The following is a 24,968-nucleotide window of genomic DNA, read 5'->3' on the forward strand; positions in this document are numbered from 1 at the left end:
TACTATATTTTATTTCAATTTATTAAACTCGATTACTGGTTTCTCACCTTGTTTTTCCCTTTCAAAATATTGATCAAAAGCCACTCGCTCATTAAAGAAACCACAATTTTTCATGAAGAATTTTCCATCCAGAACTCCTCCTGCATAATCCTGTCGGGCGCCTTTTCGGGCTGTTGCATCGGCCGTAAATTTGGCTTCCGTTAGTTCATACCATTGCCCCTCAGTGTTACACACCCATTGGTTGTTATAATAGGCCATGCGGCTTTGAGTTCCCATTTGAGGTATAAAATTCTCTAAAAACGAATGAGGACGCTTCACATAGGTTGATGTTTGAGGTCGGCGGAAACTGGCGATCAGTTGCCAGTCATTCACTTCAGGATCCATAAACCAAGCCGTGTAAATCGTGCTGTTGTTTTCTGAAGGTTTAGCCTTTAATAAAAAGCCGTAAGTAACTCCGGCCTTCCAGTTGTACTTTAAATAACTTTGACCTCCGGAGCCTTCGTTGCCAAATTTACCGGTGTAAACAGACTCACCCTTTTTTAACAAATTGATGCGTTGATCCTCGGGAATCTCGTTGGGATTATTCGTTTTAAAGGGGCTCCAAACCGAAAACAATATCCTTCGTTCGGTAGGTGAATTAACCTGGATACCAAAATAGCCCTCGCCAAAACCATTGGCCATGAAATACGAACCCAACACATCCTGACCTTTTGGAACGGTAATTTCGTTATAGAAATACTCAATATCACCAGCCTCTTCCGGAATTTGGTAACTCAAGTGTACCGAAGGACCACGTCTGCCCCAGTAGAAATCGTCTTTTACATATTGCAAGCCTTCTTGTACGGCTGCGCCACCCAGTAAAACTGCCTCCAGTTCAACGGTGGTTTGACCATTACTTTCGTGTGCGTACAATTCCACACAATTATACCCGGGTGTATCAATAGAATAGCTTCCCATATAAATGCTATCGGAAGAACTGGGTGTTAATTCAATTACGGTTTCTTCTCCGTTGAAAACACCTACTACTTTTACATTTTCAGAAACAGCTTTTACAGAAAAACCAATGTGGATTTCACCTGTTTGCTCCGTCCAAAAATAAGTACGTGTTGCCTCATTTTTACCTGGCAAAATGATGGATCCCGGGGTTTCAGGGGAATAATCCCACTTTACTTTATTACTGTCGGTCCAGGTGTTGCCTTCAACAGGTAACGATGCTGTATACACAACACTCCTCTCCCCGGAACTACATGCACTTAGCAGCACAATCAGCAGCAAAGCCAAAAAACCAATTCCTTTATTCATATTTTTTAGAGTCATTTTAGTAGCTGTTTAAAATTTAAATATTTCAGAAGGGGTACTTGCACTCCCCATAATCTCTTTTATTTGCTCTACCACTTCAGGATATTTATCAGCAACATCAGTGGTTTCGCCAATGTCGTTTTTCAGGTTATAAAGTTGAATTGGCACATCAGGATCCTTGCTAATTCCGTATTGCACTCCTTTCCAATCGCCCATTCGAACCGCTTTTCGGCCACCCCAAACATGAAATTCCCAATAAAGGTACTCGTGCTCACTTTGGGTACCCTTGCCACTTAGTGTTGGCAGCATCGAAATACCATCGATATTCCCAGGGGCAGGAGCTCCAATTATATCGGTGAAAGTGGGTAAGATGTCCCAAAAAGCAGAAATATGGTCGGATGTAGTTCCTTCAGGTATTTTCCCCGGCCAGCTGGCAATAAAAGGAACACGGATACCACCTTCATATAAATCTCTTTTGTACCCTTTTAGCGGGCCATTGCTATCAAAATAATCGGGCTGTGCACCTCCCTCTAAATGCGGACCATTGTCGGAGGTAAAAATGATAATGGTATTATCGGCAATACCCAGTTCCTCCACCTTTGCAACAATCTCTCCCACCTGCTCGTCGAGCAAGGCAACCATAGCGGCAAATGCAGCATGAGATTCGGGTTGAGAGCCATAAGGGCCTTTGCGGAAGCGCTCACCTTCATCAACTCCTTTGTAGGCATGTTCGGGATCAAACTTCCCTCTAAAGCGCTCCATGTATTCTTCGGGTGCAAACAACTCGGCATGAGGGATTATGGAAGGAACGTACAAAAAGAAAGGCTTGTCTTTATTTTCTTCGATAAACTCAATGGTTTTTTCGTGAATAAGTTGCGGAGCATATATTCCTGTTTTTGTTCCGGCATTGGCTTCCAGCACCAAACTGTCCTGATTCGACCGAAGAAAATAAGGGTAATAATGGTGCCCCAGCATTTGGCAGTTATAACCAAAAAACACATCGAAGCCCTTGTTGTTAGGGTCGCCTTCGGAACCCGGGTAGCCCAAACCCCATTTCCCAAAAGCACCGGTTGTGTACCCTGCTTGTTTAAATAATTCGGGCAGTATTGGGTTTTCTGTAATTAGCGGGTGCTGACCTTCGGGCGGGCGCTCCCAATTGCCCCGAATATAAGTGTGCCCGGTATGCTGGCCTGTCATTAATGCAGAGCGCGATGGTGCGCACACCGTACTTCCCGAATAATGCTGAGTAAAAAGCATGCCTTGTCCGGCCAGCTTATCTATATTTGGAGTTGAGAATTTTTTCTGCCCGTAGCAGCTTAAATCGCCGTAGCCTAAATCGTCGGCCAAAATGTAAATGACGTTTGGCTTTGATGGCTCAAGCTCTACCTTTTGTGTACACGATGACAAAAAGGCTGCGATAACTATTAATAAAAATAAACGAGTCATAATTAACTTAACTGTATTGCTTCAACTAACTTTTTAACCGGTGCTGAACTTTCGAAAAAACTATTGCCGCCAGGAAAAAAATGAGTTGTTTCATTTTATATCAGTTGCTATTGAATTTTTAAGATTAACTTTTCACCTTCTTCCATATCCAGATTCAGTAAGGGATCGCCACTATGTTGCTGAACCTTACCATTTACAAGGTAGGTTTGAGTACTGAATGGATATTTAACTGTTGCCGTACCTTTAACAGTTGCTTCTATTATTACTTCTGTAACTTCGCTGTTTTCATATTTTGCTGATACCAGAAAAGCGCCGTTTGTTCGTAATTTTTCAAACGAACAATTCGCCCATGAATCAGGCAATGCAGGGAAAAGATTTATTACACCTGTATGACTTTGAATCAGCATTTCCTGAATGGCCGAGGCAAAAGCAAAGTTACCTTCCAGTGTAAATGGTCGGTAAGTAAATTTTGAATGACCGGCTTTACACTGGTCTCCATTGGCATGAAACGAGTTTTTCAAACAGAAACATTCAGCAAAAGTTGTTAAAGCCTGCGCTGCTTTCTCTCCATCAAAAGCCCGGGCGTATAAATTACCTTGCCAACTGAATGAATAACCCACCCAATAGTCAGAACTTTGTTGTTCAAGATTACTCAAGGTATTATCGATTATTTTTTTGTCGTTTTCACCATTCGAATAATCAATCAGGCCAAGTGGATGGAATCCCATTAAATGAGAAAAATGGCGATGCGATTCATTATAAGGGAATTCCGGGGCAATCATTAATCCGGTTTCCTCGTCAACAGCTAATTCCGGCCATTCGGCTAAAATCCCCATCCATTTTTTAGCTTCCTCATTCAGTCCAAGTTCAGTGGCCAGTTCAGCTGCTTTTGTCAAATTCCACCTTATTAAAGCCAAATCAAAATTGGTGGTCTTACCAAACCAGGCTTTAGCCGAATTATTGTAGATTTCAGGACTGGAACTTATTTTTAGTTTGCGTTTGCCATCTGCGCCAACCACCGATATTTCATCGATAAAAGTTGCTACATCTTTCAACCACGGGTAAGCTTTTGTTTTTAAGAAATCGCGGTCCATCGTGTATTTCCAGTGCAAGTAGAAATGATGCGACAACCATGATCCAACTCCCTGCCCCATTGCGTACTGAATCCAACCGCCCATTGGTTCGCCGTCAAGCGTGCATACACCCGGAACATTCATTCCGTTAACACCAAAATACTCCCTGGTATACTTTTTAAAGGTCGGACGGTATTTCCAAAGCCAGTTAATATAACCTTCCTCCAGTTGAAGATGATTACCTGTGTATGCAGGCCAGTAACTAAGCTGGGTATTTAAATCGTGATGATAATCGCCTTTCCAGGGCGGTAGCTTTCCGTGGTCGGCAGTCCAAACTGCCTGCAACGAAATTGGAGGAGCATCGGCACGTGCTACCGAGCCGAACTTATACATTTCTAAATAGTACTGTCGTTGTAAAACTGAGTCAGGAATATTTACCGATGATTGGTTCCAGAAGTTTTGCCACCACTTATTATGGCTCGTCACTGCTTCTTTATAACCCGAAGCTATTTCATTTTTTACTACTTCAATGGCTTTGGGGCTGGCTTCCCATCCTTCGTTCTCCGATGAAACCGACCAACACCCAATCAGACTGTTTGCGTCGTCTGTCCACTCAGTATGAATTTGATAGGCAAACTCTCCCCAACCTTTTTGGTTGTAGGTAATTTCATTTTCGCCATTAATAATTTCGCCCTGCTCGTAGCCCAACCGGTTTAAATCCTGACGTGACTGACTGGTATATCCTTCAGTATTTTCCCGATTGTAAGCAGGCGCTATTAATTCAATTTTTAATGCCTCGGGAATATTTTCGAATCGATACCAACCTGCAGGTTTATCAGCATGAACAAAAGTGGTAAGTTTTGCGCCATTCTCCCATTCAACGATACAAATTGCGGCTTGAATATCAAGCTCCACCTTTTTTACTTTTCCCAGCTTTTCAATATCGAATTCCAAAGCACCGGCAGGTATTTTCGATGGTGCAGGTAATTTGTTGTATGGCGCATCAAAAACTTCCTGAACTTTTTGATATTCATCGGCTTTCCAATGCTCATACACTTCTTGAAATTTCCATGTATCAAAGTCAATGTTTTCCATGGGGCGTAAATCCCAAAGGTCGGCACGATCGAGCGAGAAACGTAATTTCCCGTTTTTTTGCCAAACCAGGTTGCCCACCATTCCGTTTCCAAGGGGCATGGCTTCGTCCCAAACGTTAGCCAATTCTTCGAAAACCAGATTACTACCTTGAAAACTCTGAACAGTTTCCTTTTTGGTACATGCAATCAGGCTAACTATTAACAATAGTCCGAATATTTTTAGTTGCTTCATCATTAATCGATTTAGTTTATTTTAGGGTAAACTGAATTTGCTTTTACCGGAACCTGCATTGTTCCTTCTTTTTCAGCCTTCTCTTTTTTCTCTTTTAAGATTTGTTTCGTATCTCCCGGGTTTGTGTACCACTCGCTGTCACGATGCTCATTTTGCATTATTTCCAAAATCTCCTTCACCAACGCGGGATTTTCTTTTGCCACATCTTTTTCACAGCTAATATCATATTTCAGGTTCCACAATTGCAACGGCTCTGCCGGAGTATTCCGTGTAGCAAACCAGTCTCCCATTCGCACAGCCTGTGCCTGTGGAGTAAATGTTCCGCCTCCCCAATACAAGTAGGCATGTTCTTCCTGTTGTTCCGTATTGCCCTGCAAAAGCGGCACAAAGCTTAAACCGTCATTTTCAGGAGGATTCACTCCTGCCATATCGCAAGCAGTTGCCAGGAAGTCGTATAACACAACTTTATGGCTGGTGTTTCCTTTTTGAACTTTACCCGGGCAGTAGGCCAGCATAGGTATTCTTACACCACCATCAAACGAAGCAAACTTACCGGCTTTCCACGGCCCTTTGTTTTTGAAAAGCGGATCGTCCTCCCAATGCTTGCGTCCCATATATCCGCAGTGGGCATAACCATTATCGCTAGAGAAAATAAAGATGGTATTTTTATCAATTCCCAATTCAACCGTCAGGTCTACCAATTCGCCTACGTGGCGGTCGAGGTGGGTCATCATGGCAGCCCACTCTTTGTGTTTCATTTCCCACGGTTTGTCTTTGTATTCCCCCAAATCAGGAGTAATACATGGGCCATGTGGTAATTGCGTGGCGTAATACAAAAACATGGGCGATTCATGATTATCCTTCAGAAAGGTCAACGCTTTTTCATGGATCAAATCCTGCGAGTTTTTTGCCTTGTAAGGATCTTTAATTCCTTTGGGAAGAAGCTGACCATTTTCGTCGTATACATTTAAACCCTCTTTGTTGTTTGTATGCGCATAAGCATTATCCATGTCGAAACCATAATTCTCAGGAACAGGAACCTGTTTGCCATTCTCCATCATGTAATGCGGGTAAAATCCGTGGGCACGCAGCTGGTCGTAAAAACCGTAGGCATAATCAAATCCTTGCTTGTCGGGTGTACCTTCAGTACCTGGAAGGCCGATTCCCCATTTCCCAACAAAACCCGTTTTATAACCCGCTGTTTTTAACATTTCGGCAACGGTTATATCTTCATCTTTTAAATGGTCTTGCATTCGAACCGACCGGTTTAAACGAATACGACTGTGGCCTAAATGTTTTCCTTCCATCAAAGTTCCACGTGCCGGTGCACATTCAGGAGCCGAACTATAAGCCTCAGAAAAAAACAGCCCGTTATTGTAAAGTTTGTCAATATTAGGAGTTGAAAATTCTTTTTGTCCCAGGCAACTTAAATCGTAATAGCTCATGTCGTCGGCCAGAATAAAAATGATATTCGGCTTAGAACCGCTTAGTTCAGTACTTTTCTGACAACTGCATAGAGCAATTAAAAGAAGGCCGCAAATAAGTTTTATACTTTGTGTTTTCATTCTTATTCTTTTACGAGTACGATCTTGCTTATCATTAAATTTCCACCCGTCTCGGTTTCTGTTTTTAATATCAGTTTACCATCGTTGCTATCCTCTCGCATAACATGAAATTTTACCCAAACTCCATCACCGTGGTGAAGGCCAAGTTTTGATTTTCGGCCTTCAAATTCAAGCATTCCGGTGCGTCCTTTCTTATTGAAATCGGAAAACTGGACATACAGTGTTCCCAACATTCCTTCCGGACAGTTTATCTGCAGATTCATTTTTTTCCCGTGCCAAAGCGTTTGATCCTTTTCTTTCCAAACACCATCGGCCTTTAACTGGTACGAGGTTTCTTTCGCAAGCTTAATTTCATCCAGTTCTTTTTCCCAGCTGACAGTTGATCCTTCCTTCTTCAAATTGGCAGCAGCATCTACGTAGAGAACCGCGTTTTTAAATTCATCCGGGACATTTGCTTCTTCCGCTTTTGGAATTTCAGGAAGCATTTGTTGCAGCCAGGAAAACTCCACCTCCTGTTTTGGATTGAATTTGCCTGAGTTCATGTATTCCAACAAACTGCTTTTTAACTGGAAGGCAACCGGTTTGTCCGAATCGATATCGAAACCGCAAACCAAAATTTTTCCTTTCCCAACTTCAAATTCGAATATTGCTCCAAGTTTATTGTTTCGGTGAAAATCATCAACCGGTTGTGCTATTGGCTTGTAATTTTTTGGCAATTCATTCAAAATAAAACCTTTGGCTTCTTTACTGATGGTTTCCCACTGCCAATCGGAATGATACGAGGTTGGAAACTGATTAAATGCCGGATGTTCATCTTGCAGCAACATGCCAATACAAGTTTTGCCTTGCCCCGGGAAAAAGGTTAAAGACCAATACAAAGGATAAAAGTTAATATTCACCGATGTTTCTTTTGTCCCCAATTTGTTGGCAACTAAAAGTACTTTTGCGCCATTTTCAAGTGCCTCCTTTGTTTTCTCATCCAGAACTTTGGCTACCAATACATCGCCTGTATCTGGCACATTTACCTCGGCAGGAAATACCCAGATATTCCATTCGTTCCGAAATTCAGTATCTTCAATTTCAATAGAAACAGTTAGTTGTTGGGCTTTCGTAATGTTGTTTAGCGGGTAGTTAATCTGTCCTAAATCGGTTAAGGTTCCCCGTTTAAAACTAAACTTTCCAAATGTACCTTTTGATAGGGTTTTGTCATTTTCGCCAACTATCTTCCATGTACAGATTCCTGTTAAATCCTGTTCTCCGTGATGAGAGACTTGGGCTTCTGCTTCAAAGCTTTCGTCTGTTGTCCACACAAATTTATCCATTCGCAATAATGGAACAGTTGTATTGTAATGCTCTTTAAACTTTTGCGGCTCCACAATCCCCTTGCTATCCCAATGGGCATCGAGCCAGCCTACCAAAGCTTCGCCTTGTCCCTGGTAATCCTGCATACTTAAGAGCTGAATTCCGGCACAACTTTCTGTTCTGAAAAACGATTCGGTTTCGTATTTATACATCAGTTGGTTAAGCGCACCCGATGCTTTGGCAAACTCTTCGTCCTGTTCACCTATTCCGTTCTTTTCAGCCTGAACTTTAAACTCCTCAAAATTACGTGCTTTTAATACGCCTTTGTATTTATCAATTTCCGACCACTTGGGATATACCGGCCACTGGCCAATTTCGTGCGCAATAATTGGGATGTTCATTTGTGAATAAACCTTTTCGAAATCCCAGTTGGTGTGTGCCCCGTTTAGTCCGCGTGTACGGCCTACATCTTTAATGTAATGTGTTGCACTATAATCGTCAAATTCGGTAATGGTACGTGCCGTTGAAACCGCATAAAGTCTTCTCGGATCCTTCTTTTTCAAATCGGCAACCCACTGTTTCATTACGTCGAAATCGGAATTCCCCAATTCATTGCCAATACAAAACATCGTGAATGACGGATGGTTTCCATAGGTTTCCACCATGCGGTTCATCTCGGCTACTACAAACTTATCGCGTTCTTCATCGAAGCCCAGTCCTTTTGGGAAACCTTTTGTATTCATTTCCGGTCGCCCACGTTCTGTATTATCCACGCTCATCCACCAGTCAATCCAAATCGACGCTTCGGCCTGTAAATAAATCCCCACACGGTTTGCTGCTTTAAAAGCCGCCTCGGACGGACACCACGAATGGAAACGGGCATGATTTAGACCATACTCTTTATATATCCTAAAAATCCGTTCCCAATCTTCCAGCTTACACGAGGCATATCCGGTTAGTGGGAAATGCACACAATCGAGGTTACCACGCAGAAAAACAGGATTTCCGTTAACCAGCAATTTTGTTCCGTTGTGACTTAACTGGTAAAATCCAAATTCTGTTTCCGTCTCATCGGTGTTTTCTCCGACGTGTAATTTTGATTTCAGGAGATAAACTTCGGGTGTAAATTCGCTCCACTTTTTTAGCTTCGATTTTGTATCGATCACAAAGTCCACTTCGTTTGAATCTGTTGAAAGCTCAACTTTTTCATCTCCCTGTAAAACAACTTCTCCGGTAGTGACTGAAACAATCTCATACGAAAAAACTGTTTTCCCGGCTGATTCGGATTGGATTTCCGTTTTAACGCTCAGTTTTTCATTTTCAACATCAGGGTAAATATTTACTTTTTGAAACCGGGTGGAATTAAGCGCACGCATTTCCATTTTTCCAACAACACCATTCCAGATGCTTTGGGTATACTCTCCGTAAGCATGGCCTTTATCGCCAATATTATGAATCAGGTCGTTATCAACCAAAACAGTCAATTGGTGTTTGCCCGGTTTAATTTCCCCAATCCGGTGAATGTGAGGTGTCCCCAAAGCATCTGCTTTACTCAGTTCTTTACCGTCGATAAAAATGCGTGACTCCCAGAGAACTCGTTCTAAAAGTATTTCCACCTCTTTGTTTTTCCAATCGGCCGGAATTTCTATTTCCCGTGAATAGCGTGCTTTTCCAATAAATTTAAATTCCGGGGTTAGAATACCAAAATCGGAACCGGTGGTGCGGTAGCCAAAACCTTTTTCGGCCAACGAAGCCGGAAGTTCAATTTTGCCCATTCCATTAAATGAGTTGGGGTATTGTTCTTCAAGTTCGTGGTTGGGTTCTAAAAATACCTGCCATTCGCCTGATAAATCGATTGTATTTTGGGCACTTGTAAACGTTAGGCTTCCAAGCAAAAAAACAAATAAGGAGAAAAATATTTTAGGCATAATTGTTCAGTTAAAAATTATAAATATTAGTTGGTTGGTAAATTTGCATCTAATCAGCCTGAGCTTGTACCGGATCCTGATGTGCAGCATCAATTAAATCCCACTCCTTTACAGGAACTTCCCCGGTAATCAATTCAGGTATATTATAGGTGCGTAAAAACGAATCGTAAAATTCAGGATCTTTCTGTGGCATTATAAATGGCTTATGGGCTTTACCGTTTTTATCGAAATAGAAAAAGTAAGGCCTAGCACATTGGGTATCGCGCCGTTTGCTACTAAAAACCATCCACCTGCCATTCGACGACCAGCTGTGGTAACTCTCTACCCAATCACTATTTACAGGAAGAATTTCGGTTTTGTTGGTTTCCAGATTTACCTGGTACAAATCAGCTTCGTTGTGCCATATGGTAAAATTACCGTAATCTGCCATGGTAAAAACCAGCGTTTTTCCATCGGGCGAAATGCGCGGAAAAGCAACACTTTTACCGATCGCAACCGCATCGTAAATAGTTTCGGGTTGCCCCCAGGTGTTATTTGTAGCGTTAAAAGCAATCCGCATTAAGTTGTAACGAACGTTTTTAAGGTCTTCGTCAACAGGTGGTAAAGCCCTGGTATAATAAAGGTATTTTCCGTCGGGCGACCAGGTTGGGAATGTTTCCATATATTCTTTTGTGGCAATGGAAGAATCGGAGCGGACAATATTCTCCTCCACATCATATACGATTAGATCCGATATAAAATCGCTGACTTCGATGTATTTGTCACCGGTTGAATGAAAAAACTGTTTTATTCTGTTCGATGAAAATGCAATCATCTTACCGCCGGGATGCCAATACGGATAAACTGCGCCGCCAGGCATTCCTTCAACTTTAATATTGCGTTTTTTAAGTTCGCCTTCCGAATACACAATGGTTCCTCCGTTTTTACCTCGTACATGAAACATCATGGTTTCGGGCGAATTAGCAGCAAACGAATGGCAATTCACACAATCGTTGCCCAAAGCTTTGTTTTCGATAATTGGCTTTTGTTCAAAGGTTTCCAGGTTGCGCTGGTATATTCCCATGTCATTCCACAACTCGTAACCCGGGTATAAAATCCGGAAAGCCAAATGGCTATCAATATTCTCGTTGGCAATCGTGTTTTCAATCTCCGGGAATTTTACCCACCCGTTTTCGCTTTTACCATAAATTGAAAAGAATAGTTTTTCCCCTCTGTTTTCAGCCAAAAGTTTTTTCCACTTTGAAATAGGAATGTCAACAATGCCATTTTTTGATTTTATCTGAATTACTTTTCCATTCTCGGAATAAATATCAACACGATATTCTGTTGCCTCCTCTTCAATTTTAAAGTTTAACGGAGCAATGTTTGGTGGCAATACAATATCGGAATAATCGGGGTCTATTGAGACCAATTTATCGGTCTCAGTGAAATCGGTAACAGAACTTTTACAGCCTGCCAAAAGCACTATAAGTATTACGATTAAAATATATCCCCTTTTTGTTTCCATCATTCTAATTTTTAGTAATTACCTTATTGCCGTGCGGACTTACAAAGTGCAAATAATACCAATACGTACTTTGGAATTCATTCCTGAATTTTTCCGGAATATTTCCTCTGCGCGGTTGTTGAGAACGCATTGCATTGGCATAAGCACTGAATTTTTGTTTGGTGGCTAAATCAATATTAAAATCCTTGTACTCTTCTGCTTTATCAGGATGTGCCGAAAGAAAAATTAACAAAGCCTGCTGATACATTGACGAGATAGCTTGATTGGCAGGATGAAATTCCTTTAATGTTTCTGCAAATAAATCTACCTGATTCGATAACAGATAAAAACTCAGCATAAACCGGAAAGCAGCCTCGTTCTGAGGATTTGATTTCAACAATTGTACAAGGTCGGGAGCCAAATTATTCAGGTTCATAAAAAAATCAGCATCTGGCATTTGTGCCCTCTTTTCCCTAATGAATTCGCTTTTCGCCCAAAGCGTACTGTCCTCACATAAAGGCATATATTGTTCTACCCAATTTGAGTAGAATAGTGATTGATCTAATTTTAGTAAATATTTTGCTGCCGACTCACGTTTTCCGTTTATAAGGTTCGTTAATGCCAGCATTTTTAATTGTGGTGCATTCTCGCCATTACTTATTAACGATTCGAATGCCCAGTGGTGAGCTTCATTAATAAATCCTAATTCGTAATAAAGTAAGCCACCGTGTTCGCTTTTTTTACGACTTCGGTCCCAGGTAAAAAACAAGCCGTTTGTTCCCAATTCCTGGTTAAACTCAAACAAGTTGTTTTCCATTTTACCCGACTTTAATAAAGCCAGGTTGGTGTAATAGGCCATCAGGTAATTCGAACCATCGTAATCTGCTGAAATTTTAAGTACCTGTTCCCAATTATTTGCACGGGCTTCATGGGCTGTGCAAATCATTTGGTTTACTTTTTTATCGTAAGAGCGATACAAAATGGCCACCGTAAGTGTAAGCATAAAAATGGCCCCAAGTATAACAAACGGCTTTTCCATCTTTTCAGACAGGAGATTAGATTTTGACTGTAGCAACCATGTACCAATCGGCACAAGAATGAAAAAACCTACCAGTGCAAAAAATATTGGAGGCATTTCGTTGAGGCTATCGCCGAGTAAGCGAAAATAGCTAACGTTAAAATGAATATGAAAAATGTTTTGTCCGGCAAAAGTTGGTACATATAGTGCCAATACGATGAATAGGGGTAAGAATATTTTTTTTGATTTTGACTGGAAGTATAAAATCTCGTAGAGTACAACTGAAATCCAGAACAGATGATATACACCGGCACAAGTAAAATACAAAATAACCACTGCAAGAACAGCAAAGCAATAGCGCCATCTTGTTTTTGCAAGCTTATTAAAAATAACTATAGCGCCCAGATTTATGGTAAATGCTATAGCCAGTGTTAGCCCAAATTCTGGTTGATTGAAAAAAACCAGGAAAATAAGGGCTGGAATATAGGAAAGTAGAAACAGTAAATGAGGAGGCCTGTTTAATACAGATTGTATAAAAAATGTGATGAGCAGGAAAATAAGGGCGATTAGAAACGCACCTAATATCGGGGAATAAAAAAACTGGGTGAAAAATGCAGAAAGATATTCAGCTAAACCACCGGGGAAATAAAGGAATTTATAAAAATATTGTTTGTCGAATAAAAAGAGGGAATGATTTTCCTGGTAAATGAGAATGTATTTTCCATATGAAGCATAATATGCCCAAAGCACTATAAAAAAGAGGGCATTCAATATGTTTTTTATTCCAGCTTTCATCTTAAAAAATAAAGGGAAGAGGCAGTACCTCCTCCCTTCTATTTAAAACAATTGTTTTGTAATTTATTAATTATATCCCGGATTCTGAGTAAGATTCTCATTCAGGTCGAGCTGACTTTTCGGGATTGGCCACAAGCGGTTATGCGATTCATATTGACGAACTACACCTGCAGCTACATTCTCACCAATAAAAGGTGTTTGTGTTTCAGGATCGTATTTCATTCCGTAGTACTGACCTTGCAACACTTCGCTACCAATATCCCAACGACGGATATCTAACCAACGACGGCCTTCCATACCAAACTCAACACGCCATTCTCTGCGAATGCGTTCGCGCATTTCATCTTTCGAAAGTCCTGCAGGTAACTCAGGCATTCCAACCCTTGTACGAACTTTATTTACGGCACTGTACACCTCAGCGTCCGGACCTGTAGCTTCGTTTCTTGCTTCGGCATAAGTTAACAGCACTTCAGCGTAACGAATAATAGGCCAGTCGTGAGAAGTGTTCCATGCATCAGCACCGGTAATATCTTCGTTCGGATTCAGGAATTTCTCCTGGTAGTATCCGGTTGAAGTAGCATCACGGTGTGTTGCAATACCTCTTGGATAATCTTCCTGTACCGGACGGGTACGGATTTCCTGATCCTGGAATGTTTCACCGTGGTGCAAAACGTTTACTTCTAAACGTGGGTCACGGTTTTCGAAAGGTTTTGTGTCGTCGTATAAATCCGATTCGGCAATGGTTTTACCGTCGATACATTCAAACTCGTCAACAAAACTCTGTGTCGGGTTAATACCACCCCAACCAAATCCCGGAGGCGCACTCCATTTGTTGTGCCAGTTTTCATAGTCGTCAGCTTTACGCTGTGTTTCCAACACCATTTCTGCTTTACGAGGATCACCCTGTTCGCTGGTATAAAACAACTCAGCATAACTACCGGTATTTTCCTGGTCGTATAATTCGTAAACATCAAGGTCCATTACCTGCTTTGCAGTGGCAGCAGCATCGGCCCAGTTGCTGTAGAACAACTCAACACGCGCCTTCATAGCCAGGGCAGCACCTTTTGTTACACGGCCATATTCTTCTCCTGCCCATTCAACAGGCAAATCAGCAGCAGCAGCCGCCAGGTCGGCAGTAATAAAATCAACTACCTGTGCAATAGGTGCGCGACTTACTGTATACGACTCTTCCAGTGTTAAACTTTTGTCGATTACTGGAATGTCGCCAAACACTTTACAAAGGTCGAAGTGTAAGTAGGCTCTGAAAAATCTGCCCTGGGCAATGATCTGTGCTTTAACTGTAGGATCAATATCTTCAATATTCTCGATATTCTCCAACAATACATTTGTTTTACGAACACCACCGTATTTGCCACTCCAGTGCCCTTTGAAAGTTCCATTCAACGGATCGTAAATACCTTTTGCAACATCTCCTTCGGCCCATTTAATTCCGTGCAATGCATTATCTGAATAGATCTCATCATCGATCAGGAACATTGGGAAGTATTGATAAATAGAGGTAAGGAACTGAACTGCATCCTGCTCCTGTTTCCAGAAACTTCCTGCCGAAAGTTCATCTTTTGGATAGCGGTCTAAGAAACCGTCTTCGCACGATGTAAATGCGATAATTGTCAGTAATAGTACTATATATTTCTTCATTTTCACTGTTCTTTATTGATTAGAAATTAGCTTTAACTCCGAAAGACACTTTCTTCACGTTTCCGTAATACCATCCACGGTTAATTGAAGGAGCTTCAGGATCGAAGTTATCCAAACCAGAGAATGTAACTAGGTTCTCGCCTGAGAAGAATACTTTCAGTCTGTCGATACCAATTTTTGATGTTAAAGCCTTAGGAATATTGTAACCCAGGTTGATGTTTTTAAGCCTTAAATAAGAACCATCTTCCAACCAAAAGCTGTTGGTCGCATAGTTGTGTTGCTGGCTTTGTGTTAATCTTGGGTAGCTTGCATCTAAATTCTCAGGAGTCCAACGGTCGAGGTGACGTTCCAATACTTTAGCTCCGTTAAAGAATGAATAGGCAGCTTCGTTCTCGTAGTATACATCAACATCAAAAGCTCCCTGGAAGAATATTGAAAATTCGAAGTTTTTGTAGCTTGCATTACCGATAATACCCAAAGTGTGAGTTGGGAAATTTTGTCCGATAACAACACGGTCATCGCCGTTAATTACGCCGTCGGTTGCATCAGGTGTACCATCACCATCAGTATCAACAGTTAACTGGTCTTTAAATTTCAGGTCACCAGGAGCAATATTCCCATTTTGCGAAGCATGGCTATCAATATCTGCCTGGTCAACAAAAAATCCTTCGAATTCGTAACCATAGAACGATTCCCATGGACTACCTTCTTCCATAATGTATTTGCTGTAAGGACCTTCTGTTCCCTGAAGGTCTGTCAATTCGTTTTTCACATAACCGTAGTTAACAGCTACATCGTATTTGAAACCATTGCTAAAGCTATTTCTATGTGTTAACGAAAGGTCGAAACCTGTATTTTGCAATTCACCTGCATTCTGATTAGGAGCAGACATACCTAGGATAGAAGGAACTGGCAACTGAAGAATCATATCGGTGGTTGTCTTTTTAAATACAGCTAATTCCCATCCGAACAATCCGTTGTAGATACTACCTTCAACGGCACCTTCCACTGATTTTACAGTAGCCCAGGTTAATACGCTGTTGGCATAACGACCTTCGTTTACACCAGTAACCAAACTATTGCCGATAATGTACTGTCCGTTGTATTTGTATGTAGGAACAGTTTCGTAAAGTCCGGTTTCTGAGTTACCGGTAGATCCCCAGCCTCCGCGAAGTTTCAGGTTGTCTAACCATGAAGCATCAGCAAGGAAACTTTCTTCAGAAACTCTCCAACCTGCTGAAAGTGCAGGGAAAAGTCCCCAGCGGTGGTCTTCAGAAAAACGAGAAGTACCATCGTAACGTAAGTTGGCTTCCAACAGGTATTTTCCGCTGTAGTCGTACTGAACACGTCCGAAGTATGACTGACGGGCAAAATCGTTACCGGTTCCGTCGTTCTTTTGTGTTTCAGCGTCGCCGGCATTTAGCTCATACAATTCATCGTTCGAGTAGTTCTTTCTTGTTGCATTCAGGTAATTGTACTCTGTCTCGTATTGCTCGTAACCGGCCAAAGCACCAATATTGTGTTTGTCGAACGATTTGTTGTAATTAACAAGCACCTGTCCGGTTGCTCTTTCCGTTTCTGTGCGTGTTTCATACATTTCGCGCAAACCTGAATCATCTGTCATACCGGTTTCAGTATTCGAATAAGTTACGTGTTTCTTGAATCCTTTGCTTTGGTTAAAAGAAGCACGGTGCGAATAAACCCCTTTTACGGTAAGGCCATCGATAATTTTGTATTCAGCATTAAAAATGGCAAACAATTCGTTTTGTTTACTTTCTCTGAAACCATCGTTACCAATGTAAGCAGCAGGGTTTTTATATCCATCGTACGAGTATGTTCCGTCAGCATTATAAATGGCCGATGTGGGCGGATTCCTGATTAACCAACCCATTATAGTACCAAATGAGTTCCATCCGCTATTGTTTTCGCTTTTATAAGCCGAAATATTCATGCCAAGAGATAAACGGTCGTTAATCTGCGACTGAATATTTGTTCTCATATTAAAACGACTATAGTCCATGTTGTCAATTAAGCCACCCTGATCGAGGAAACCGACAGATGCAGAATAAGAAGTTTTTTCAGTACCACCGGTAATTCCCATATGGTGGTGCTGCTCGAATGCACTTTTTTTCATGAACTCACCAATCCAGTCGGTATTCGGATGCGTGTATGGAGAAGAACCATCACGAAATTTCTGAATATCCTCATCCGTATAAGGAGCAGCAGTAGCCGATGGATTATCGTTCATATACGCTTCGTTGTATAACTCAGCATACTCGGCCGACTCCAGATATGTTGGAGTATAGGTTGGAGAAGACCAGGTTAAATTGTTGCTGTAGCTTACACTTGGTCCCTGGTTAACTGTACCTTTTTTGGTGGTAATAAGAATTACACCATTTGCTGCAGAAACACCATAAATTGCAGCAGACGCCGCATCTTTCAGTACCGAAATGTTTTCAACATCTTCAAGGTCGATGTTATCCATACTTCCCGGAACACCATCAACAATTACCAATGGGCTACCACCGTTAATCGAGTTTTTTCCACGAATAACTACGCTACCAGTTTGAGAACCGGGAGCACCTGATGTTTGTCTTACACTTACACCCGACATTGTACCAGACAATGCTGACGAAATAGATTGTGTAGGACGCGTGTTAATCTGCGACGCATTTACAGTGGCAACCGAACCGGTAAGATTCGATTTCTTTTTTACACCGTAACCAATTGCAACAACTTCGTCGATACCAATGGCATCAATCACCATTGTAATTGCAACTGTTGACTCGCCGTTGTACACCACTTCCTCTGTTTTCATTCCCACGCAAGAGAATAAGAGCGTTGTACCATTTTCAACATTCGTCAAGGTAAATTCACCGTCGACATTGGTAACTGTACCGGTCGTAGTTCCTTGAATTACAACTGACACACCCGGCAGCGGCAGGTCTGCCTCATCTTTCACTACCCCGGACAAGCTATTTGCCTGGGCAGCAACATTTAGATAGCTAGTGATTATCAGTACAATAATCAATAGCATCCGTTTTAATACTTCATAATTTTTTTTCATAAATTTTAAACTATTTGTTAATCCAACATAAATCTCAATTTCCAAGCACATAAAACAACACAAACAGCATAACCACAAGAATCAAAAACATGGCTCTTAGTAGGTATGTCAAGAATTTTTGTCTATCAAACTTTATCATAATTCCAGAAGATCACTTCAATTTCCACACAGATGAAATTCTTTAAAAATCTCATTTCCCAAAAGTGGATGAAAACCCGATGAAAATGCGTTTTAAAAAACCAGACAGGGGTACAAAAACGGTCTAAACGCACATTAAAAAAGATTCATGATGGGGTACAAAACGCGTCACAAACACATAGAATTCCACACATTATGAGCAACTTAAAATTTTCACAAAACAGCAAAAAATCAAATAAAGACCTGAGGGTATGGAATAATGATACATTACAATTGGGAGGGAGTAAATATTGGAATAAGTGGCTTTAGTTTTAGCGCAAATATATACGTGGAGAAGATATTTTAAGTATAGTTGGAATTGGCAATAATACGGTCTGATACCTCAGATCAGGAAGTTGATTGCGGACAAAAACAACATCACTTCTTATGCTGTTTTCTGTAATCGGATGGAGACATTTTGAACTCTTTTATAAAGTTTCGCCTAAAGGTTTTTATTTCCACATAAGCTACAGCATCCATAATTTCAGTCACTGTAAGATCGGAGTCTCGCAGTAACTGAGCCGCTCGTTTTAAACGTATTGATTTAATGAATGCGCTTGGTGAAAGATTGACAAGCTTTTTACACCTCCGAAACAAAGTTGTATCACTCATTGCCATTTTATCTGCCAACAGTTCCTTCGTGAAATCAATATTACCAATATTTTCTTCGAGAATAGCCATGATCTTCTTTAAGAATTTGGCATCATCTTTCTCGAGTTCCTTGTCTTCCGGAGCAAGAACGACTTTATCGGCATATTTGTCAGATAATTTACGTCGCGAGTCGATGAGCATATTGATTTTCACTAGTAGCATTCCTGCATCGAAAGGCTTTGTCAAATAAGCATCGGCTCCTTTTGTGGTTCCGAGCATTTCATCTTTCTGCTCGGCTTTTGCCGTTAAAAGAATGATTGGGATATGTGAAATCTGCGCATTGGATTTTATCTTCTGACACAATTCAAAGCCGTCCATGCGGGGCATCATAACATCCGAAATAACCAATTCAGGCTTGTGTTCTATTGCACTTTTATAGCCTTCCAAACCATCTTTAGCTACAATCACATTAAAATAGTCTTCTAAAAAATCATTCAAGTAATTGCGTACTTCCTCATTATCTTCAACAATTAACACCTTTGCATTTTTGATGCCTTTATTTTGTTTAGGTAACGGTTCCGGTTCGTTTTTAATGATACTTTCAAATGTTTCTGCTTCGGTTGGTCTTTCGATAATCTGATCGGGTAATAAATGTTCTTTCCCCTTCAAAAGCTCAATAGTAAAAGTGGTTAATTCATTAGGTGCGCTTTTCACACTAACTTCACCTTTATGGAGTTCTACAAAACTTTTAACCAGCGAAAGTCCGATCCCCGAGCTGTCGACTGTTGCCGATCCTGAATTCTGATAAAAACGATCAAAAAGTAACTCCATACTCGATGAAGGGATACCACTTCCATTGTTCGAAATCCTTATCAATACTGAAGAGTCATCTCCATCGCTTACACTAATCGACACCACACCCGGCTCTCCCGCATACTTAATTGCATTGGCGAGTAAATTGTTGATTACCACCGCCATTTTTTCGTTATCGAAGAATAGCGAGGGCTCACTTAACTTATAGTTACATGTGTATTTTATTTTTTTGCTTGTAGCATAAGCTTCAAACGGCTTACTCAATTGCTTAATGAATTCAATGATATTATTTTCTGAGGCCCTCAGTGTTACCTGACCTTCTTCTACTTTCCTAAATTCAAGCAACTGATTGACCAGCGTTAACAGTCTGTTTGTATTTTGCTGAACAATTTCGGCTTTGTTTCTTACAAAACTATGCCCAACCTTTGAAAGGTCCTTTTGCAGTAATTCGTTAACCGGAGCTAATATAAGTGTAAGTGGTGTACGAATCTCGTGTGAAACATTGGTAAAAAACCTCAGTTTTTCTTCATTTAGTTGTTTTTGATTCTCGCGGAGTTTCCTTTGCATTTCAACATCGCGACTTAAAGCTCCCTGCCTTCTTGCAACTCGCATAATTAAATACACAATTAACACAATAACAAGAACATAAATTACGGTGGCGTACCAGGTTTTCCATGGAGCAGCCGATACTTTTATACGAATCGATCTTTCATGTTTACTCCACAGCCCATTACTGTTTGTTGCGTACAAATGTAAAGTATAAGCGCCGGGCTTTAAATTCGAAAAGGAAATATAGCGTCTGTTCCCCATCATTACCCGCGAACTATCCCTTCCTTCTAACCAATATGCATATTGGTTTAAGCCAGGGGCTTTGTAATCAAGCGCCGCTAACTCTAATGAAAATTCATTTTGATAATGATTTAAAGAAATTCGCTGCTGCTCATTGATGTTCTCCGTTAAAACTCCCTGATCGCCAATTGAAACAGGCTTATTTAATATTTTGAATTCGGTTACTACAATTGGAGGATTGTAAACGTTATCCGTTATTTCTGATGGCAAAAAGTAGGTTAACCTGCTCTGACCGCCAAAGTATAATCGCCCATCTTTTCCTTTATAACCCGAGGCCTCAGAATAGCTTACATCTGCCAATCCATCAGACATGTCGTAATTCATAAACGTTTGGTCCAACTGGTTAAACATCGACAATCCGGCATTGGTACTTACCCAAATATTCCCTTCATCATCGCTTAAAATAGAATTTATATAATCATCAGATAAGCCATCATTTATATCATACTCGATTACCTGGAATCCTCCGTCGGATTTATTTACAAGTTGGTTTAAACTACTGGGAGTACCAAACCACAAGTGACCATTATTATCCGTATGCAGGCATAATATCGTATTGTCGAACAAAAAATTCTGGTCGCTAAGCAACGAAGTAAGCGAAGTAAAAGAATCGTCTTCTGAATGGAGCATATAGAGGCCATTCTTAGTACCGAGCCATAAACGTTTTTGATTATCGGCATGTAAAACCATACCAGTTGTACTTATAAGTTTACTTTCTTCATCTTTAGATTCGATTCTTTTCTTAAGCACATACTTCCCTGCATTTTTTTCAAAAACATGTAAACCAGTCTGTTCAGTGGCAATCCAAAGTAAGGTTTCAGTTTCTGCTATACTGATTGGTTTTCGGGTATACAAATTAGGTGAGTCATGGAATTTTGCAGCCCTTACCAACTCCATTCGGCCGCTGTTATTTTTTTGTACTACAAACAAATTCGATTCTAATCCCACCCATATCACACCATCTTTAGATTGATAGATACTTCTCACATAATTAGATTCAAAATCATTTACAACACTTAAATCCTGATTAATAATTTTTGTGAATTGTCCCTTTTCATCACGCATGAACAGCCCATTCCCTTTGGTTCCTACCCACAACACACCATTATCGTCCTCGAGAACTGCAGTAATATGTTGTCCTTCATCCGTATTTCCTACCTGATGAGTAAAAAACTGGTTTCGCTTAGTTATCTTTACTATACCACCTCCATCAGTTCCAAGCCAAATACATCCGGCTTCATCCTGAAAGATATCTAATATCACGTCATGATCACGATTAAACAAACTACTCAAATTTCGTTTGATATCAATTCTCTGAAAATGCGAACTTCCCACATTAAACTTATACAGGCCTTTACCTATTGTTCCAATCCAAAGATCACCATCTGCATCCTGCATTAACGAAATACCAGCATCCAGATCATCCTGTAAACCCGGAATTTTAATGATTTCAGAATTACCATTCAAATAGTTGTAGCATACCAGATTTAATCGCCAACCAACAATCCAGATATAAGGATTGTGACGATCAACAACCATTTTCATTGGTTCGTGGTATCCGTTTATAAGATTAAATGTTTTTACAACAGTATCCAATCCAATTTGTGTTAATCCTTGCTGTGTTCCATAAAAAATCATGGAATCATTAACACAGGTTACTGCGCGACAAAATCCATCCTCTGTTAATTTCTCATAGTTATTACTATCGGGGCTGTACTTAATAACTCCTTGCCCCAGAGAACTGATAAAGATATTGCCACTGGCATCCTCATTAAAGGAAACAACCGGGTTTTTATTTAATTTGTCCGCTCCTGGTGGAACAACGAATATGTCTTTTTCTACATCGTAATAACTATATCCACCGGATTGCGTTCCAACCCACAGCCGATCAGCAGAATCCCTGAATAAGCTTTCCACAGATGCATTCTGAATGCTTGTAACTTGCTCCCGGTTCGGTTTATAGTGTTTAAATTGATAACCATCGTATCTGTTAAGTCCCCCGTTGGTACCAAACCACATAAAACCATACTTATCCTGGACAATGGAAGTGACTTTGTTGTGCGACAAACCATCTTCAACAGACAGGTATTCAATTTGGTATTCCTGCCCATTACTAAAACTACAAACGAATGTGTAGCAAAGTGTTAAAATCAGAAAACAGATTTGATTCGAAAAATTCATGTCCAAGCTAAAGTGAATTTTTCGCAAAGATATTATTTTAAAAATATTAGACTAATTGGAAAATTTGCTCGATTTAACATGAACGCTTCACTGTTTGATTTAGTTTTTATACTTAATCTCATTTTCAACTACCCGTACTTTATGCTTAAATCACCTACCGGGCTTCAAAAAGAATAATTAACTTCAAATAATTTTACAAGTACCTCTAAACTTTTTTACGTCAATTACTGAATTAATAAACACTTTTATTGCAATGCGACCGGTTAGGTTAGTGCACAATAAAAAAACAAGTAAACAAAACCAAGTACCTAAAAACAAAAAGCGCAGTAAGTAAAAACCTACTGCGCTTGACTATATTGATTATTTTACTAATCGTCTCTTATTTCACTTCTTCAAAGTCAACGTCTGTTACTTCGCCGTCGTCTTTAGGCTGGTCTTGAGGACCGGCTTGCTGACCTGCATCAGGCCCAGGTTGTGCACCACCCTCAGCTTGCGAAGCATTGTACATCTCCTGCGAAGCTGCCTGGAAAACAGTGTTCAGCTCGTTCATTGCGGCATCAATAGCTGCAATGTCTTTTGATGCGTGAGCTTCTTTCAGCTTTTTCAATGCATCTTCGATCGGGCCTTTTTTGTCAGCTGGCAATTTGTCGCCATATTCTTTCAACTGCTTTTCAGTCTGGAAGATCAAACTGTCAGCCTGGTTGATTTTATCAGCTGATTCTTTTGCTTGCTTATCGGCTTCAGCGTTTGCTTCAGCTTCCGATTTCATGCGGCTAATCTCGTCATCCGAAAGACCTGAAGAAGCCTCGATACGGATCGACTGTGATTTACCTGTTGCTTTATCTTTAGCGTGTACGTGCAGAATACCGTTTGCATCGATATCGAAAGTTACCTCGATTTGTGGGATACCACGTGGTGATGGTGGAATTCCGTCTAAGTGGAAACGACCGATAGTTTTGTTACCCTGTGCCATTGGACGCTCACCCTGCAGAACATGAATTTCTACGGAAGGCTGATTGTCGGCAGCAGTAGTAAATGTTTCCGATTTTTTTGTCGGAATAGTTGTATTCGACTCGATCAACTTGGTCATTACACCACCCATGGTTTCAATACCTAATGAAAGCGGAGTTACGTCAAGCAGCAGAACGTCTTTTACTTCACCGGTTAAAACACCACCCTGAATAGCTGCACCTACGGCAACCACCTCATCAGGGTTTACACCTTTTGAAGCCTCTTTCCCGAAGAATTCTTTTACTTTATCCTGAATGGCAGGAATACGAGTTGATCCACCAACAAGAATTACTTCGTCGATATCGCTTGCCGACATTCCTGCATTTTGTAATGCTTTACGACAAGGTTCGATAGTAGCAGTGATCAAAGTATCTGCCAACTGCTCGAATTTTGCACGTGATAATGTTTTCACCAGGTGTTTTGGAATACCGTTAACCGGCATAATATATGGCAGGTTGATCTCTGTTTGAGAAGAGCTCGACAATTCGATTTTTGCTTTCTCAGCAGCTTCTTTCAAACGTTGCAGTGCCATTGGATCTTTGCGCAGGTCGATTCCTTCTTCGCTGTTAAATTCATCGGCCAACCAGTCGATAATTACCTGGTCGAAGTCGTCACCACCAAGGTGTGTGTCACCATCGGTTGATTTTACTTCGAAAACACCGTCACCCAATTCAAGAATAGAAATATCGAAAGTACCACCACCAAGGTCGAATACTGCGATTTTCATGTCTTTGTCCATTTTATCCAAACCGTAAGCCAACGATGCAGCAGTAGGTTCGTTAATGATACGACGAACAGTTAAACCGGCAATTTCACCAGCTTCTTTTGTCGCTTGACGCTGTGAGTCGTTAAAGTAAGCAGGAACAGTAATTACTGCTTCAGTAACTTCTTGTCCAAGGTAATCTTCAGCAGTTTTCTTCATTTTCTGAAGTGTCATTGCTGAAATTTCCTGTGGCGAATATTTTCTGTCGTCGATTTGTACACGTGGAGTGTTATTGTCGCCTTTTACTACCTGGTAAGGTACGCGGGCAACTTCTTTTGATACACGATCAAAAGTTTCTCCCATAAATCGTTTAATCGAGAAGATTGTTTTTGTTGGGTTAGTGATAGCCTGACGTTTTGCAGGATCACCAACTTTGCGTTCTCCGTTTTCTACGAAAGCAACAATAGAAGGTGTTGTACGTTTTCCCTCGCTGTTAGGGATAACTACAGGTTCGTTACCTTCCATTACAGAAACACAAGAGTTTGTGGTTCCTAAGTCAATTCCGATAATTTTTCCCATTGTTATATTTTTTAAGTTTTTATTGTTTCAAAAATTTACGTCAGGAAATAATCAATGATTGTGCCACGGAAAAATCAGCAGAATGAATGTAAAATCTGAC

General features: G+C 40.7%; 11 protein-coding genes. All 11 read right to left on the reverse strand.

Annotated elements, in window-relative coordinates; all coding sequences use genetic code 11:
- Positions 1-9: 9 nt before the first annotated feature.
- Entirely contained in the window at positions 10-1,317 is a 1,308-nt protein-coding gene (locus SLH46_RS15960; RefSeq protein ID WP_320282207.1) for a DUF3472 domain-containing protein, read from the reverse strand.
- Positions 1,318-1,329: 12 nt separating this feature from the next.
- Positions 1,330-2,745, reverse strand: a complete 1,416-nt coding sequence (locus SLH46_RS15965; protein WP_320282208.1) for an arylsulfatase — start codon at positions 2,743-2,745, stop codon at positions 1,330-1,332.
- A gap of 107 nt (positions 2,746-2,852) precedes the next feature.
- Entirely contained in the window at positions 2,853-5,144 is a 2,292-nt protein-coding gene (locus SLH46_RS15970) for a glycosyl hydrolase family 95 catalytic domain-containing protein (RefSeq protein WP_320282209.1), read from the reverse strand.
- An 11-nt stretch (positions 5,145-5,155) separates the two neighbouring features.
- The gene (locus SLH46_RS15975) at positions 5,156-6,709 is read right to left on the reverse strand and encodes an arylsulfatase (RefSeq protein ID WP_320282210.1); all 1,554 of its coding nucleotides are present in this window, start codon (positions 6,707-6,709) and stop codon (positions 5,156-5,158) included.
- A gap of 2 nt (positions 6,710-6,711) precedes the next feature.
- Positions 6,712-9,939 carry a glycoside hydrolase family 2 TIM barrel-domain containing protein gene (locus SLH46_RS15980; RefSeq protein WP_320282211.1) on the reverse strand — a complete coding sequence of 1,076 codons (3,228 nt, stop codon included), beginning with the start codon at positions 9,937-9,939 and terminating at the stop codon, positions 6,712-6,714.
- Positions 9,940-9,988: 49 nt separating this feature from the next.
- Positions 9,989-11,446 carry a TolB family protein gene (locus SLH46_RS15985; RefSeq protein ID WP_320282212.1) on the reverse strand — a complete coding sequence of 486 codons (1,458 nt, stop codon included), beginning with the start codon at positions 11,444-11,446 and terminating at the stop codon, positions 9,989-9,991.
- Positions 11,447-11,450: 4 nt separating this feature from the next.
- On the reverse strand, positions 11,451-13,238 hold the full coding sequence (locus SLH46_RS15990) for a DUF6057 family protein (protein ID WP_320282213.1): 1,788 nt from the start codon (positions 13,236-13,238) through the stop codon (positions 11,451-11,453).
- 66 nt (positions 13,239-13,304) lie between these two features.
- Positions 13,305-14,897, reverse strand: a complete 1,593-nt coding sequence (locus SLH46_RS15995; protein WP_320282214.1) for a RagB/SusD family nutrient uptake outer membrane protein — start codon at positions 14,895-14,897, stop codon at positions 13,305-13,307.
- Between the two features lie 19 nt (positions 14,898-14,916).
- A complete protein-coding gene (locus SLH46_RS16000; protein WP_320282215.1) occupies positions 14,917-17,964 on the reverse strand; it encodes a SusC/RagA family TonB-linked outer membrane protein in 3,048 nt (1,015 codons plus the stop codon).
- Positions 17,965-18,519: 555 nt separating this feature from the next.
- Complete coding sequence (locus SLH46_RS16005) at positions 18,520-22,575, reverse strand: hybrid sensor histidine kinase/response regulator transcription factor (RefSeq protein ID WP_320282216.1); 4,056 nt, start codon at positions 22,573-22,575, stop codon at positions 18,520-18,522.
- Between the two features lie 379 nt (positions 22,576-22,954).
- Positions 22,955-24,868, reverse strand: a complete 1,914-nt coding sequence (gene dnaK, locus SLH46_RS16010; protein ID WP_320282217.1) for a molecular chaperone DnaK — start codon at positions 24,866-24,868, stop codon at positions 22,955-22,957.
- Positions 24,869-24,968 lie beyond the last annotated feature (100 nt).

Origin of the sequence: Draconibacterium sp. IB214405, from assembly GCF_033963885.1 — a bacterium.
Lineage (GTDB): Bacteria > Bacteroidota > Bacteroidia > Bacteroidales > Prolixibacteraceae > Draconibacterium.